Origin of the sequence: Microbulbifer rhizosphaerae (genome assembly GCF_014191725.1) — a bacterium.
Taxonomy (GTDB): domain Bacteria; phylum Pseudomonadota; class Gammaproteobacteria; order Pseudomonadales; family Cellvibrionaceae; genus Microbulbifer; species Microbulbifer rhizosphaerae.
Genome location: NZ_JACHWZ010000015.1, coordinates 62,700 through 78,082, shown reverse-complemented (window position 1 = coordinate 78,082; position 15,383 = coordinate 62,700). Strand labels below are relative to the sequence as shown.

The window sequence follows — 15,383 nt, the reverse complement described above, 5'->3', positions numbered from 1 at the left end:
AAGCACCGCCAGCCACCCGGAAACCCCGCCTCAGTGCGGGGTTTTGTTTTTTGAGCAGGGCTAAGTTCGCCCGGGATCAGCAGCGCCCGCTTCTATCTGCCTGGAAAATTGCGCAAGTGTTTGATTTATATGGGGATGTCGATATGATCAATAGCGGTAACGATTGGGGAGATATAGAGCAGCTGCTATCTATTTCTGGGGTGGTAGATCTGATGGATCTTGTAACCAGTTGATCTTTAAAGGGAATTCCTGTACTTGGTACTATGGTTCTTAATCGGATAGTGAGCAAGTAAATATAAAGCAGCGTCTTTTGAATTAACTGTTAAGCATCAAGGAAAGTCATGAGAACAGAAGAAATAGATGCATTTGAGACTTGCGTAAAAAATAAACTTAAGCTTATTTCAGAATATGGTTTTACTTACTCTGGAGTAGAAGTCTCAGAGTTCCCAACCTTGGGCAAAGCATATGCTTTCCAATTTAAATCCGAGAGCTCAGATAGAATGCTGTCTATCGCCTTTATGTCTAAAGGCAAATCTCCACGAGATATCGTGATAACCAAGATTTATCAAAATCCAGATCTATCGACCGAAAAAAATGACTATGAGCGTAGCCTATCGGTGGAGATTAAAACTCGTAAATTCTATGAATTAACCGGTGACTTTAAATCTAGGGTTGTTGAGTACATTTCTGGAGTAGAGGAAATTTTATCCAAAAACTATGTAGATATAATTTCTGGGAAAGTTTGGAAGCCAGATTCTCCAGGTTTCGGAGGGAGCTACAAGTAAATGCTTAACCAGGCAATACAGCCGACGACCAACTTTGTGCACTTTTTGCGCGGTCGCTACGCTCCCATTATTGCGCAAAAAGCGCACAAAGTTGGCCGCGGCTGATTGCGGCGTTATTGAGGCTGTAGAAAAACTCAAGCACTTCTTGAATAGGAAAATTTTCCGAGAGGAAAGTGCTCTGAAATACGTTACACGAGGAGAAATAGACTCAGAATTCACTCAGGATCGCGATTTCCTGAGTGAAATTCAATCAGAAGGAAGGGGCTGGAGTTCTTCTACAGCCTCGTTAAGTTTGCAGTCGAGTGATTGTGAAAAATCAAAAGGAGAATGTATTGAAGTTGATACAAAGATGGGTGCTGACGCTGCTGTGTCTCATTGCCGCAATTGCATGTTATGTATTCGGGATTCCGACAGGCGGCGCCATTTTCCTGGTCCTAGGTATAATTGTTGAAGGCATATTTTGGACACGGCTTTTCAAGCGTAAATCTACTAAAGTATAGAGCTGCTTAAGGGGGCACGGTGCCAATCAAACTAAACCAGACCAGACTGTCCGCTCCGGCGCTACGCGCCTACGCGGGGCGACCTACGCTATGCGCTGCGCGCATAAACAGTGCAGGCCGCCCCAGCTGGTAACGTTATACACATAATTAAGTAATGGAGAATGGAGCGCAAAAATGAAAAAACTAAAAATCGCATTATTTGGAGTTATCGTTGCAATAGCTTTCTCTGCGCATGCCAAGGGATCATTTCGGCTTCCAAATGGAAAACTCATCCTAGAAGGGAAGAGCAAGCAGGAAATTATCTATATAGCCGGTGCTCCAATGTATCAAGAGGTAGAAACTATCGCTGTAGATGAAGGAACAGGCGGAACCCCAATAAAAAGGGAAATTTTAACATATCGCCTTCCTGGCTCTCTTGGTGGTATGTCTTTGGTTGTAGTAACCATAGAGAACAACAAAGTAGTTTCTGTAGAGTCAAAGCAAGAGAGTAGAATATAGCTGCTCTGCGGTGCTGTCGCTCTCATTTTCGCACAAAAGGCGCACAAAATAAGCTGCGGCTGAACACGGCGTTATCGCGCTGGGCGAAGCCCGGCGTATCTTGCAGGGTGAAAGTCCCTGCCGGGTAAGGGCTAGCCGCCCACCCGTATCGAGTGTTGATCTCATTGCGGAGCAGGTAACTGCGAACAATATATGAGGTAAGCGTACACAGAGAATCCAGTAGGCCGTAGGGGAGATCGCGCTCCCTGAAGCGCTGTTACAGCTTCGAAACGTCGTCGAGGTCGCCGAGGGCTTTAACGCACTCGAAGGCAACACAAAGCATCCGTTAATGGCAAGGATGTGGAGGGCCTCCGGAGTATAGGCCGTGGCATGCTGGAAGAGATACGTCGAGGAACCCAGGAAGCCCCAAAAAGCTCCCGGTACGAAGTGACGTGACGACATCGACAGAGTTGGGACACGGAAGGGTGAGGAACCCGGACACGGTGTGGGCTCGGATGGAATCACGGAACATGGAAAGACCGGGCAGGCCTGTAAAGGCCGTATGCCGAGGGGTGTCTTATCAGGCATAGTACTCTGAGAGCGGGAAAGCCGTTTACATGGGGAAGGACCTGACGGAAGTACGTAGCCCGTAAAGGAAACTCATGCCGGACACAGCAGGATCGGAATACTTTGAGTCAACCTCACTGCGGGGAATAGCCATGCGGGCACGCGCCTGCAAACACCACCGTTTCAGGAATCTCTACCGGGAAATCAACGTCGACCTCCTGCGGCGCAGCTTTCGAGAACTCAATCCGAAGGCCGCCAAGGGTGTGGACGAAGTCACCTACGATGACTACGCCAACGGACTGGAGGAACGGCTGAAGGACCTGGTGGAGCGCCTGAAACACAAACGCTACCGTGCCCGACTGGTGCGGCGCGTCATGATCCCAAAGGGCAAAGGCAAAGAGAGGCCCCTCGGCATCCCGGCGCTCGAAGACAAACTCGTCCAGCGGGCGGCAGCCAAACTGCTCAACGCCATCTACGAGCAAGACTTCATCCAGAGCAGCTACGGATACCGACCGCGGCGGAGCCCGAAAGAGGCCATAGAAGACCTCACCTTCAACCTCCAATACGGCAGTTTCGGTTACCTCGTCGAGGCCGATATCAAAGGCTTCTTCGACCATCTGAACCACGACTGGCTCATCACCATGCTAGACAGCGTGTGGATGACAAAGCCTTCCTGCGCCTGATCCGCAATGGCTGAAAGCCGGCATACTCGACACAGACGGGCAAATCCTCCACTCGGAAACGGGCAGCCCGCAAGGCGGCACTGTCAGCCCCGTAGTCGCTCGTTAGCCGATCCCGAATAGGGCTGATTATGAATAACTCTATCCCAAGAATGAATGAAACCTCATTAACCAATGCGAACGAAGGTATTGTTCGGTGGGCGCCAATTAGGTCTCTCTGGTATTTGTCACATCTCAGTATTGCAGTTATTGGTGGGTATTTCTTTTTCACATGGTCAGCCTTTTCGATATTTCTGATCTTTACCATGTTAACTTTGTGTCTTGGCCATTCGCTGGGAATGCATCGCCGCTTAATCCACAACAGCTACGAATGTCCAAAATGGTTGGAGTACTTTTTTGTGCATCTGGGCACCTTGGTCGGTATGGCCGGTCCCTTCGGTATGATTCAGCCGCATGACTTGCGGGACTGGGCCCAGCGCAAAGGCAGCTGTCACCCTTACCTACGACATGGCAAAGGTTTCTGGAAAGACGGCTGGTGGCAGTTGAACTGTGACCTGAAACTGAAGCATCCACCTGTTTTCGAGCTTGAAGAGCGTATCAAGCATAATTCTGTATATCAGCTCATGGAACGTACATGGATGCTCCAGCAACTACCTTGGGCGCTCTTGCTTTACGCTATCGGCGGTATTCCCTGGCTTGTCTGGGGAATTTCTGCTCGAGTGGCTGTATCGATTACAGGGCATTGGCTTATCGGTTATTTTGCTCATAATCAGGGAGAGCGGGATTGGCATGTAAATGGTGCCGCGGTGCAGGGGCATAATGTTCGATTTTCCGGCTTTATTACTATGGGAGAATCATGGCACAATAACCACCACGCATATCCTGGTTCCGCTATGTTGGGTATCTATGAGGGGCAAGCCGATCTAGGTTGGTGGGCGTTGAATGCTTTGCGCAACCTCGGTTTAGTTTGGAATGTAAAGCTTCCCAATGAACTACCAGAAAGGCCGGAGCTGAGTAGAATAGAGTCCACTCGGCCAACACGACGCTCAATAAGAACACCAAAAACCTGTATTTTTTCAAGGCTATTAACTTGATTATTAGGAAGTATGAGAATATAAATGGACGATATATATAAAGCTCCAAGCAGTAATTGAAAAGAAAATACGGATGCTCAATTCAGTCCACATGGGTTCTGGAAATTATTCTTCTGGATTCATGTTGTGCTGACACCTTTAGTACTGCTTGTAGTTATTTTTGAAGAGAGCATCGGTGTATATGATTACATTGATTTATCAGTATTCCTTTTTTTTGTTAGCTTGGAGAAAGTATTGTGGGACCGGATTTTATTTGTGTTGGTTTGCAGAAGGCTGGAACTCGGTGGCTACACGATCAGCTGCGTCAGACTGGTGGGGCGTGGATGCCACCTATTAAAGAGATTAACTATTTCCATAAAAAATCTTTTAAGCCGGGGAATATGGAGGAGCTGAAGTCATTACGCAAAAGGTTCTTGAATTTTAAAAGCCTCCATCGTTCTTTAGATCGTAAGTTCTACTCCGCTTTCGAGAAGGGACTTATACCTGGAAATTATACTGATGATTGGTACTTTTCTTTGTTTGCGGATAAAGGGACCTATATATCAGGTGACATTTCCCCTAATTATTCAAGCTTAAATGATGCACAGGTGTCACGTATTTCTGAGCAGTTGCCTAATGCGTCGGTATTGCTGTTGTTAAGACACCCGGTCGATCGAGTTAAATCAGCAATGTCAATGAAGGTTCGCGATGGAAGTATCTTAGAGGAAGATATTAATTCTATTGACAGAGTTAGGAGTTTTGTCTCCAGAAAAGGTGTCGCGCGGCTCTCATATCCCACCCAAATATGGCAGAGATGGCTTGAATATTTTGGTTCTGAGCGTTGCAAATTTTTCTTTATGGAGGATATCAAATGCAATCCTGAAATGGTTCGCAGCCAAGTTTCGGATTTTATTGGTCTTGAAAGTCCGAAATTCAGGTTGCCTGCTAATTTCAATCGTAAATCAAAAGAGAAGAAGTACAGGTTTTCGAATGAGATTGAATTTTATCTGTACGAATTTTTCCACGATGAAATAATTAAGTGTCAGGAAATGTTTAAAGGTCACGCGCTGAATTGGAAGTCGAATTTCTAATTCGCGAAACGTCAAATACTATAATTGACTTGGCCTTTGCGCGAAATTCCCTCCAAGGGTCCCAATAGTGCACTATTGTATCCTCTGTCTGGTGCCCGATTAAGAAGAGTGCTTTAAGTGACAGTTACAGAGGATACAGCGCCGTGAAAAAAGACGACTCCAGCCGCACCACCAACGATGCCGGCATCCCCGTAGCCAGTGATGAGCATTCCCTCACGGTCGGGCCGGATGGCCCGGTTCTTTTGCAGGACCACTACCTGATCGAGCAGATGGCGAATTTCAACCGGGAGCGGATTCCGGAGCGGCAGCCCCATGCCAAGGGATCGGGCGCCTTCGGCTATTTCGAGGTGACACAGGATGTGAGTGCCTATACCAAGGCGGCGGTATTCCAGCCGGGTGCCAGGACGGATACGCTGATCCGCTTTTCCACCGTGGCCGGCGAGCGGGGCAGCCCGGATACCTGGCGCGATCCGCGCGGGTTTGCGTTGAAGTTCTATACCTCCGAGGGCAATTACGACATGGTGGGGAACAACACGCCGGTTTTCTTCGTCCGCGACCCGATGAAGTTCCAGCACTTTATCCGCTCCCAGAAACGCCGTGCGGACTCCGGTCTGCGCGATCACGATATGATGTGGGATTTCTGGACCCTGTCGCCGGAGTCGGCACACCAGGTGACTATTTTGATGGGGGATCGCGGTGTTCCGAAGAGCTACCGGCATATGAATGGCTACTCCAGCCACACCTATATGTGGGTCAATACCAAGGGCGAGCGTTTCTGGATCAAGTATCATTTCAAAACGGATCAGGGCAATGACTTCCTGACCCAGGAGGAGGCGGATCGCCTCGCCGGTGAGGACGCCGATGTCCACCGCCGCGATCTGTTCGAGTCTATCGCCAATGGCGACTACCCCAGCTGGACCCTGAAGGTGCAGATAATGCCGTTCGAGGAGGCGAAGGATTACCGCTTCAATCCCTTTGACCTGACAAAGATATGGCCGCATGGCGACTATCCGCTGCAGGAAGTCGGCCGGCTGACCCTGGACCGCAATCCCACCGATTTCCACACGGAGATCGAGCAGGTCGCGTTCGAGCCCAACAATGTGGTGCCCGGCATCGGCTTCAGTCCGGACAAGATGTTGCTGGCGCGTGTCTTTTCCTACGCGGATGCGCACCGGGCCCGTATGGGCGTGAACTACAAGCAGATCCCGGTGAATCGGCCCAAGTGCGCGGTGCACAGCTACAGCAAGGACGGCCTTATGCGGGTGGAGAATGTGTCCGACCCGGTCTACGCCCCCAATTCCAAGGGCGGGCCGGAGGCCAATCACACCTATACAGAGAAGTGGGAGGCCAGCGGCGAGTTTATGCACGCGGCCTATACCTTGCGCGAGGAAGACGATGATTTCGGCCAGCCGGGCACCTTGGTGCGCAAGGTGATGGATGACGCGGCGCGGGAGCGGCTGGTATCCAATGTGGTGGGCCATTTGAAGGCGGGGGTTTCCGAGGCGGTGCTCAAGCGCGCCTTCGAGTATTGGCGCAATATCGACAAGGATGTCGGGGACCGGATTGAGAAGGGGGTGAGGGGCAACTGACTTCGATTGCAAACACCCCTTCTTGCGTAGATTTCGTAGGATGGGCAAAGCGAAGTGTGCCCATCTTGTGCCGTGTTTGATGGGCACGCTTCGCTTTGCCCATCCTACCATTGCTACCGGAAGTTCGGCCGGGCGGGATTGTCGCCGTGCTCGGTGTAGGTTTTAGGAACCATTCTCTTCCGCAAGGGAGGACCACGTGCAATTTCATATAGGCACATCCGGCTGGGTGTATCCGCACTGGCGAGAGCGTTTCTACCCCGAGGATCTGGCCGAACCGGACTGGCTTGCTTTCTATGCCGAACGCTTGAAGAGCGTGGAAATCAATCGCAGTTTCTACCGGCTTCCCTCGTCTGAAAACTTCGCCACCTGGCGCGATGCCACCCCGGATGATTTTCGGTTTGCGGTCAAGGCGAGCCGCTACATCACCCATATGAAAAAGCTGAAGGATCCGAAGGAGACCCTGCCGCCGCTGTTGGATGCCATCGAAGGGTTGGGGGACAAGCTGGGGCCGCTGCTGTTCCAGTTGCCGCCGCGCTGGCACGCCAATCCCGACCGGCTGAAGGAGTTTCTGGAGACCTTGCCCGAAGACCGGCAGGCCGTATTCGAGTTGCGCGACCGGACCTGGCATTGCGACGAGGTTCTGGAGGTTCTGTCGGATTTCAACGCCGCCTTCTGCGTGTACGATCTGGGCGGCTTTACCAGCCCGAAGGAGATCACCGCGGATTTTATTTACCTGCGCCTGCACGGTCCCGTGGACACCTACCGCGGATACTACGATAAGGAGGTGCTTGAAGACTGGGCCAAATGGTTGCGGGACCAGAAGGTGGATACGGCCTACGTCTATTTCAATAACGACGAGTCCGCCTATTCCGTGCGCAATGCTTTGGAACTCAAGGAACTGCTGGAGTGAGCTGGCTCGCCATCGACGGAAGCTTCGGCGAGGGCGGCGGCCAGTTGAGCCGCTATGCGATGGCCCTGGCCGCAATCAGCGGTCGTTCCCTCTACCTCAGAAATATCCGCGCCCGGCGCGCCAAACCGGGACTGATGGCACAGCACCTCACGGCGCTGCGGGCGGTGGCCGCGGTCGGCGGTGGCGCGCTTGAAGGCGCCGAAATCGGGGCCACGGAAATTTATTTCAGGCCAGGCCGCATTCGCGGCGGTGAATACCATTTCGATGTCGGCACCGCGGGCAGCGTTGTGCTGGTGCTGCAGGCGCTGCTACCGGTGGCGCTTCACGCAGACGGCTCGGTGCACCTGTCGATCACCGGCGGAACCGACGTGAGGATGGCCCCGCCGGTGGATTACCTGCGGTTGGTCTTTCTGCCCTGGCTCGCTCGCATGGGAGTCCAGGTATCTATCGAATCGATCCGCCACGGTTACTACCCGAAGGGCGGCGGCCTGGTGCGGTTGCAAGTGGAGCCGTGCGGCTCACCGCGGCCACTGCTGGCGGAGGTGCCCGGGGCGTTGCAGCGGATCAGCGGTGTATCCCATGTCGCACACCTGCCGTTGCATATCCCCGAGCGCATGGCCGCCGCGGCAAGCGCTGTGCTGGCTGATTTCGATGCATTGCAGATTGAATTCAGGGTGCTGGGGGACTCCGAGGCATTCGGGACGGGCGGGGCCATAGTGCTGACCGCCGAGACCGAAAACAGCGTACTGGGGGCGGCAACCGTGGCGGAGCGGGGTGTGCCCGCTGAACGCTTGGGGGAAGACGCCGGGCACTCACTACGCGCGGAACTGGAGGTGGGTGCGGTCATTGATATTCATGCCTGCGACCAACTGCTGATCTATGCGGCGCAGGCACAGGGGACCTCACGACTCGCCGTGCGGAAAGTGAGTGAGCACACGCGCACGGTGATGTGGCTTGTCGAGCAGTTCCTGCCGGTCAGGTTCAGCGTTGAACCTCGGCAGGACCTGTACCTGATTGAGGTCGATCCGGGCTAGTGCCGTAGGGTGTGCCGTGCGCACCGCCCGAGGCTCACGCGGGCTTCAGGCGGTGCGCACGGCGCACCCTACGACTCATCAACTCAACAGAGTCGGGCGTCAGCGCTGCTCCCCCCGCAACCCCAACACCTGCTCCTGCAAACGCTCGGCCTTGGCCGCCGCCGCATCCAGCGGTTCGCCGGCCACAACGCTGACCCGCGACCAGAATCTGCGCGGCCAAGTGGAAAACGCGGTTCCGCCGCGGTGGCTGAAGAAGCTGCCCCAGAGGCCACGCAGGGCCATGGGAACCACCGGCACCGGGGTGCGGCTGAGGATTTTCTCGATCCCCGCCTTGAACGGCTGCAGCTCTCCGTCTTTGGTCAACTGGCCCTCGGGGAAGATGCACAGCAGGTCGCCGTCCTTTAAGCCCTGTTCTATTTCCTCGAAGGCCCGTTCATAGCCTTCCGGGTCCTTCTGCTTCGAGCAGATGGGTATGGCGCGGCCGGTGCGGAAGATAAAGTGCAGCACCGGTATCTCGTAGATGGGCTTGTACATGATAAAGCGGATCGGGCGGCGCACGGCGCCGGCCAGCAGCAGGGCGTCCACATAACTGACGTGATTGCAGGCGATGATCGCCGGGCCCTCGTCGGGTACCCGCTCCAACCCTTCGTGATTCACCCGGTACATGGTGTGGGACAGCAGCCAGACCAGCAGGCGCATGGCGAATTCAGGCACCTTGGCGAATACGAATACCGCCACTGCGGCGTTCATCAGTGCGATCACCATAAAGAACTGCGGGATGCTGAAGTCGAGCAGGCTCAGGAATACGATGCCGAGTAGGGCGGAAATCACCATAAACATTGAGTTCATGATGTTGGTGACGGCGATCACCCGCGCGCGCAGGGCCTTTTGGGTGCGCTCCTGGATCATCGCGTAGAGGGGCACGATATAGAGGCCGCCGAATACGCCGATCAGTGCCAGGTGCAGCAGGAACGCCTTGGCCCCCGGGCTGGCCCAGAAGGCGGCCAGGGAGACCTCGGTCAGCGGCGCCAGGTTGCCCCCGATCACCGACAGGGCGATACCGCCGTAGGTCAGGCCGGCGGCCCCCAGTGGCACCAGGCCCAGTTCGATGCGGCCGCCGGACAGCCGCTCGCACAGCAGCGAGCCGATGGCCACACCGATGGTAAAACTGCACAGCAGCAAGGCTACCAGCGGTTCATCCCCGCCCAGCACATTCTTGCCGAAACTCGGTATCTGGGTCAGGTAGGCGGCACCGAGCAGCCAGAACCAGGAGATGCCGACGATGGCGTAGAAGATCGACGGTGTCTTGACCACCTCCCGCAGCATGCGCGTTGTCTGGCTGATCGGATTCAGGTCGATTTTCAGCTCCGGAACCGGCGCCGCGGCGCCGGGAATCGCGCGGCATACGAGATAGCCCACCAGCGCGATACCGATAATCAGCCCACCTATCCATTGACTGTTGCCATCGGTATCACTGGCGCCAGAGAGAATAGTACCCACGATGGTACCGCCGAGGATGGCGACGAAGGTGGCCATTTCCACCAGGGCGTTGCCGCCTACCAGCTCCGATTTGCGCAGGTGCTGGGGCAGAATCGCGTACTTGATCGGGCCGAAGAAGGCGGACTGCACACCGAGCAGAAAGAGCACCACCAGGCACAGGGAGTTGCTGCCGCTGACCAGCGCCACAACGCCCACCATGCTGATGCCGATTTCCGCCAGCTTGATGCGCCGGATCAGCAGGCTCTTGTCGTATTTGTCCGCCAGTTGGCCCGCGGTGGCGGAAAACAGGAAGAAGGGCAGGATAAACAGCCCCGCGGCCAGGTTGTTCAGTGCATTGGCCTGATCCGCGGCGAGGCGAAAGGCGATCATCACCATCAGCGCGCTTTTGAACACATTGTCGTTGAAGGCGCCGAGGAACTGGGTGAGGAAAAACGGCAGGAAGCGGCGGCTGGCCAGCAGCTGGAACTGGTTCTTGTGGGCCATGGACAAGTCCCTAATAGAGATTTCCCCCTATGTTACGCAAATTTGCGCGGGAGCGAATCCTCTGCAATGGGCTGGGTGGCGATTGAGCGAAATGTAAAGGGAGTTTGACATTTGTGGTTGAGAGGGCTTACGCTTAGTAAAGTGTACTTTACATCTCCATTTTGGACCGCTGACTATTACGACAAGAGGAATACTTGATGGATACCAGACAAAAGGCGCCGGAGTCGCGCCGTGCCACTATATCGCGAAGCACCCGCCACTTGGCGCTTTGGACTGGCGCCTGGCTGCTGGCCACTGCCCTGATGACATTTGGCAACCTTTTCCTGTGGTCGGACAACGCTGTATTTAACCTGTTGGCCATTGTGCTGAACCTGGCGGTGGGCTGGGGCATGATCCTGGCGACGGTTCGCCACCTCAAGACCCAGGATGAGATGGAGCGAAAGGTCTTTCTTGATGCGGCGGCCATGACACTCGGAGTCGCGGTGGTTGCTGGTACTGCTTTCCAGTTTTACGGCAGTTTGCCATCGGCTGTGGTGGAACTACAGATTCCACACTTGATTCTGCTTATGGGGATAACGTTCCTGGTCGCCACGGTTGCAGGTTGGCGGAGGCTCCGGTGAAAAATCATTTGAAATCATTGCGGGCGGAGCGGGCCTGGACCCAGGCGCAGCTGGCGGATCTGCTGGATGTGTCGCGCCAGACGGTCAATGCCATTGAAAAAGGCAAATACGACCCGAGCCTGCCATTGGCATTCAGGATTGCGCGGGTGTTTGGCCTGCCTATCGAGCAGATATTTATCGAGGAGTAGAGTGCGCGAAGCAAAGTGCCAGCTTCATGCCGTAAAACGATCAGTTGCAGGAAGAGAGGCATCGCGTCGCCGCAGGGCAGGTCTGGCCGGTACAAAAAAGCCCCGCAGTGCGGGCCCCCTCCCCCGACCCCTCCCCCGCAAGCGGGAGAGGGGAGTTACATTAGCGAGGAGAGTGGGAAGCCGCCGTCACCGGGTTCTGTTCAGGCACTAAACAGTACCCTCTCCCCTCGGGGAGAGGGTTAGGGAGAGGGGGAACTACCAGATTACCACCCGCTCTTCCTCCGGCAGGTACATCTTGTCGCCTTCCTTAACGTCGAATGCTTCGTAAAAGGCGGAGATATTCGGCAACACCCCGAGCACCCGGTATTTGGTGGGGGAGTGGGGGTTTGTCTTCAGTTGCGCGCTCAGCGCCTCGTCGCGAATCGCGCTGCGCCACACTTGGGCCCAGCCCAAAAACAGGCGCTGGTCGCCGGTGAAGCCGTCGATAACCGGGGCCTCTTTGCCATTCAGGGACATCTTATAGGCCTTGTAGGCGATGCCAAGGCCGGAGAGATCGCCGATATTTTCACCCAGGGTCAGGTTGCCGTTGATGTGTTCCCCCGGGAGTGGTTCGAAGGCGTCGTACTGGGCCACCAGTTTGCCGGTGAGCTGCTCGAAGTTCTCGCGGTCGGAGTTGGTCCACCAGTTGTTCAGGTAGCCTTTGCCATCGAACTTGCTGCCCTTGTCGTCGAAGCCGTGGCCGATCTCGTGGCCGATCACCCCGCCGATAGCACCGTAGTTGACCGCGTCGTCCGCTTCCAGATTGAAGAAGGGCGGCTGCAGTATGGCCGCGGGGAAGACGATTTCGTTCATGGGTGGGTTGTAGTAGGCGTTCACCGTCTGCGGGAACATATGCCACTCGCCCCGGTCCAGGGGTTTGCCCAGCTTGGCGCGCTCGTAGTTGGTGGAAAAGGTGCGTGCGGCGAGCACGTTGCCGACCAGGTCGTCGGCGCTGACTTTCAGCGCGCTGTAGTCCCGCCACTCGTCCGGGTAGCCGATCTTGGTGGTGAAATTATCCAGCTTGGTGAGGGCTTCCTTTTTGGTCTCTTCGCCCATCCATGAGAGCGATTGAATGGATTCGCCGTAGGCGGCCTTGAGATTGTTCACCAGTTCCACCATGCGCGCCTTGGCTTCCGGCGGGAAGTGCTTCTGTACGTAGCGTTTGCCCACCAGTTCGCCGGCGGAGCCGTTCACGAACTCCACCGCGCGCTTCCAGCGCGGTTCCATTTCCTCCACGCCGCGCAACGCGGTGCCGTAGAAGTCGAAGCGCACCTGGGCCAGCTCCCCGTGCATATAGGGCGCCATGGTGGTGAGCAGTTTGATTTTCAGGTAGCGGCGCCAGGTGGGAAGGCTGGTATCGGCGATAATTTTATTGGCCGTTTCCAGGTAGTCCGGCTGGCCGACGATCACCGCCTGGGCTCCCTTCAGTTGGGCCTCCGGCAGGTAGCGGTCCCAGTTGATGGTCGGCAGCATCTGCGCCAGCTCTTCCGGGGTTCTTTTGTTGTAGGTTTTGTCCGGATCGCGGTTGTCCACGCGGGTCCACTGGCGTTCGGCGAGGCTTTTTTCCAGTTGGTAGATCTCTTCGGTTCCCGCCTGAGGATCTTCCAGCCCGGCCAGTTGCTGCACCTCGGTAAGGTACTTCTTGTAGGCCTGCTGCAGCTTTTTGCCTTTTTCCGAGTCGTCGAAATAGTAGTCGCGGTCCGGCAGACCCAGACCCGCCTGCCAGAAGTAGGCGATATAGGATTCCACGTCCTTGGCGTCCTGGTTGATAAAGACACCGAAGGGAGCGTCGTAGCCCACGGAATCCGCGTAGGCGAAGTAGCTGGAGAGGTCGTCGCGGGATTTGATGCCGTCGATTTTCTTCAGTTCGCCCTCGATGGCCGCAAGGCCCCGGGCTTCCACCTGCTTCTCGTCCATAAAGCTGTTGTAGAGGTCGCCGATTTTCTGCGCATCGGCATCTTCCGCTTTCTCGCCGGCTTCGGCGATCAGGGCCTTGACCCGCTCGGTGCTGGTATCGCGTAGTTGGTCGAAGGAGCCCCAGCGGGATTTGTCCGCGGGAATTTCGGTGCTGTCGATCCAGCCGCCGTTTACGTAGGCAAAGAAGTCGTCCTGCGGGCGCACCGAGGTATTCATGGCCTCCAGGTCCACACCGGAGCCGAGTGCGGCCGGCTGGACGGCGGCGCCTGCGGACTTTTCGCCCGCTTGCGGCGCCTCTGATTTGGAGCAGCCAGCCATTAGACCGGCGAGGGCGAGAGATAGAAGGAATTTGTTCATATCGGGCCTTTGCGTTGGCTGATTATTCAACGCAATAGTATGCCCGATATAGAGGACAGCAGACAGAAGCCAGGGGACAGAGTGAGATATTGAGGGGACAGAATCGTCTGTCCCCTGACATCTGTCCCCTGTTTTCTGGTGACGGGCCACATCCTGTGGCCCGGCCTTCGGCCAGCAGAGCTGCCCTAGTTTGCTCCCGGCAAACTAGTCAGGCAGGCGGAAGGTGATCGGCACTGTGAAGCGGTACTCGCTCTGGGTCAGCTGCGCCGGCGCCTTCGGGTAGGGGCTGGAGCGCTCGATGGCCTCGCGGGCCTCGCGGTTGAGGCTGGAGTAGCGGGATTCCTGTACCGTCTGGATATCCTTTACCTGTCCCTGGGCGTCGATGACCACGTTCAGCCGCACGCTGCCTTCCTGCCCGCGCTGCTGGGCGCGCTGGGGATAGCGGGTGTTCTTGAAGGTGTGGCGCAGCAGCATGGAATGGTAGAGCTGGCGGGCGAGGATAATGTCGGCGGTGAGCGGAGCTTCCTCTTCCTCCTCTTCCAGTTCCTCTTCTTCCGGAGCCGGGGGGCGGCGCTTGGCAGCTGCTTGTGGCTTGGGGAGCTGGGACGCGGCTTTGGCCACTGCCTGCGGTTTTCCGCCCACGGAGGCGAGGGTGGGCGGAGGAATATCGGGGGCCAGCGCCGGTTTCTTCGCTGCAGGCACGGCCGCCGCGGTTTTGGCTGCGGCCACTTGCTGTCCCTCAGCTGCCGCCTCTGTTGCTTCGGCCTCCCGCGCGCCCAGCTGTTCGGTCAGCTGCGCGATCCGCTCCGCACTGGGTTCGAGCAGTTCGTAGCGGCCGAGCAGCGACGAGGAGACCTGCCCCTCGGCCAGCAGGCCTTCGCGAAAATCAGAGGAGGGGGGCACCGGCCCGATCCAGGCCCGCAGCAGGGTGTTGAAGAAGGCGCGGTCCTCGACCTTGCCGAGGGGCAGGCCGTTCAGGGCTACGCTGGTGGTGCCGCTGTCCGCGGCGAAGGCCACGCTGAGCCGGTCGCCCTTTTTCAGGCGGCCGGAGAAGAGGTTGGCGAAGGTCACCATGTTCTCCGCCTGGCCGCTCAGGATATTCCCTTGGTTGTTGATCGCGATACCCTCCATCCACTGGTTGCGGAAGCTGCGCGCGGAGAGACTGTCGGCCAGAATGCGCACTTCCAGGCGGCGGGGTGTATTGTTGTCCAGCAGTGTGCCGGCGCTGGTGGCCAGGGTTTCAGAGTAGACTGCGGCGATATAGCGGTCTTTGTTGAACTGTTGCTCCAGAGCGAGACCGTTCAACAGTGGTGCAGCTTTGGCGGATAGCGCCGCGGCAAACACCAACAGGGCGGTGAAGAGTGTTGTCGGTTTCATTGTTTTTCGGCGTCTGTTTTTCCGGACGGGAAGTTTCCGGCGGATAAGAGTTTTGGCGCCCCCTCCCCCGAGGCGCGCCGGCCAGATTAAAAAATAGGCTACCAGGTAGCACTATTGACCAAATTAATCTGGACTCAGCCTAACTCTACTGCAACTGCAATGGAGTTCAAGCCCGAAATGGGTAGAATGTCCCGTT

The 15,383-nt window shown here is 56.1% G+C and carries 13 protein-coding genes; 10 read left to right on the top strand and 3 right to left on the bottom strand.

What is annotated here, in order from left to right:
* The first annotated feature begins 341 nt into the window (after positions 1-341).
* From FHS09_RS15535 to rtcA, 8 genes are all read left to right on the top strand, one after another.
* A complete protein-coding gene (locus tag FHS09_RS15535) occupies positions 342-785 on the top strand; it encodes a hypothetical protein (protein WP_183461555.1) in 444 nt (147 codons plus the stop codon).
* 674 nt (positions 786-1,459) lie between these two features.
* On the top strand, positions 1,460-1,783 hold the full coding sequence (locus FHS09_RS15530; RefSeq protein ID WP_183461553.1) for a hypothetical protein: 324 nt from the start codon (positions 1,460-1,462) through the stop codon (positions 1,781-1,783).
* 698 nt (positions 1,784-2,481) lie between these two features.
* Complete coding sequence (locus FHS09_RS15525) at positions 2,482-3,012, top strand: reverse transcriptase domain-containing protein (RefSeq protein ID WP_221192040.1); 531 nt, start codon at positions 2,482-2,484, stop codon at positions 3,010-3,012.
* A gap of 128 nt (positions 3,013-3,140) precedes the next feature.
* On the top strand, positions 3,141-4,103 hold the full coding sequence (locus FHS09_RS15520) for an acyl-CoA desaturase (RefSeq protein WP_183461550.1): 963 nt from the start codon (positions 3,141-3,143) through the stop codon (positions 4,101-4,103).
* Between the two features lie 236 nt (positions 4,104-4,339).
* On the top strand, positions 4,340-5,173 hold the full coding sequence (locus FHS09_RS15515) for a sulfotransferase (protein ID WP_183461548.1): 834 nt from the start codon (positions 4,340-4,342) through the stop codon (positions 5,171-5,173).
* Positions 5,174-5,316: 143 nt separating this feature from the next.
* Positions 5,317-6,762 (top strand): catalase, encoded by a 1,446-nt coding sequence (locus tag FHS09_RS15510; RefSeq protein ID WP_183461546.1) that lies wholly within the window; start codon positions 5,317-5,319, stop codon positions 6,760-6,762.
* 196 nt (positions 6,763-6,958) lie between these two features.
* The gene (locus tag FHS09_RS15505; RefSeq protein WP_183461545.1) at positions 6,959-7,672 is read left to right on the top strand and encodes a DUF72 domain-containing protein; all 714 of its coding nucleotides are present in this window, start codon (positions 6,959-6,961) and stop codon (positions 7,670-7,672) included.
* Positions 7,669-8,706, top strand: a complete 1,038-nt coding sequence (gene rtcA / locus FHS09_RS15500) for an RNA 3'-terminal phosphate cyclase (protein WP_183461542.1) — start codon at positions 7,669-7,671, stop codon at positions 8,704-8,706. Before FHS09_RS15505 ends, rtcA begins: the two co-directional genes overlap by 4 nt.
* A gap of 99 nt (positions 8,707-8,805) precedes the next feature.
* Here rtcA and FHS09_RS15495 read toward each other — a convergent pair whose 3' ends face one another.
* Positions 8,806-10,689 (bottom strand): MFS transporter, encoded by a 1,884-nt coding sequence (locus FHS09_RS15495; RefSeq protein ID WP_183461540.1) that lies wholly within the window; start codon positions 10,687-10,689, stop codon positions 8,806-8,808.
* A 197-nt stretch (positions 10,690-10,886) separates the two neighbouring features.
* Between FHS09_RS15495 and FHS09_RS15490 the strand changes: the two genes are divergently transcribed.
* Together FHS09_RS15490 and FHS09_RS15485 are read left to right on the top strand one after the other, a co-directional pair.
* Positions 10,887-11,309: a hypothetical protein gene (locus FHS09_RS15490; RefSeq protein WP_183461538.1), complete on the top strand. Its 423-nt coding sequence runs from the start codon at positions 10,887-10,889 to the stop codon at positions 11,307-11,309.
* Positions 11,306-11,497, top strand: a complete 192-nt coding sequence (locus FHS09_RS15485; protein ID WP_183461536.1) for a helix-turn-helix domain-containing protein — start codon at positions 11,306-11,308, stop codon at positions 11,495-11,497. The genes FHS09_RS15490 and FHS09_RS15485 overlap by 4 nt, the downstream gene beginning before the upstream one ends.
* 255 nt (positions 11,498-11,752) lie before the next feature.
* Here FHS09_RS15485 and FHS09_RS15480 read toward each other — a convergent pair whose 3' ends face one another.
* Entirely contained in the window at positions 11,753-13,810 is a 2,058-nt protein-coding gene (locus tag FHS09_RS15480; protein WP_183461534.1) for a M13 family metallopeptidase, read from the bottom strand.
* 204 nt (positions 13,811-14,014) lie between these two features.
* Positions 14,015-15,187 carry a TonB family protein gene (locus FHS09_RS15475; RefSeq protein ID WP_183461532.1) on the bottom strand — a complete coding sequence of 391 codons (1,173 nt, stop codon included), beginning with the start codon at positions 15,185-15,187 and terminating at the stop codon, positions 14,015-14,017.
* Positions 15,188-15,383 lie beyond the last annotated feature (196 nt).

Bases quoted from the DNA above. Each gene is read 5' to 3' on its own strand.
- FHS09_RS15520 (WP_183461550.1), top strand. From the start codon at position 3,141: ATGAATAACTCTATCCCAAGAATGAATGAAACCTCATTAACCAATGCG.
- FHS09_RS15475 (WP_183461532.1), bottom strand. From the start codon at position 15,187: ATGAAACCGACAACACTCTTCACCGCCCTGTTGGTGTTTGCCGCGGCG.
- FHS09_RS15530 (WP_183461553.1), top strand. From the start codon at position 1,460: ATGAAAAAACTAAAAATCGCATTATTTGGAGTTATCGTTGCAATAGCT.
- FHS09_RS15480 (WP_183461534.1), bottom strand. From the start codon at position 13,810: ATGAACAAATTCCTTCTATCTCTCGCCCTCGCCGGTCTAATGGCTGGC.
- FHS09_RS15490 (WP_183461538.1), top strand. From the start codon at position 10,887: ATGGATACCAGACAAAAGGCGCCGGAGTCGCGCCGTGCCACTATATCG.
- FHS09_RS15495 (WP_183461540.1), bottom strand. From the start codon at position 10,689: ATGGCCCACAAGAACCAGTTCCAGCTGCTGGCCAGCCGCCGCTTCCTG.
- FHS09_RS15535 (WP_183461555.1), top strand. From the start codon at position 342: ATGAGAACAGAAGAAATAGATGCATTTGAGACTTGCGTAAAAAATAAA.
- FHS09_RS15525 (WP_221192040.1), top strand. From the start codon at position 2,482: ATGCGGGCACGCGCCTGCAAACACCACCGTTTCAGGAATCTCTACCGG.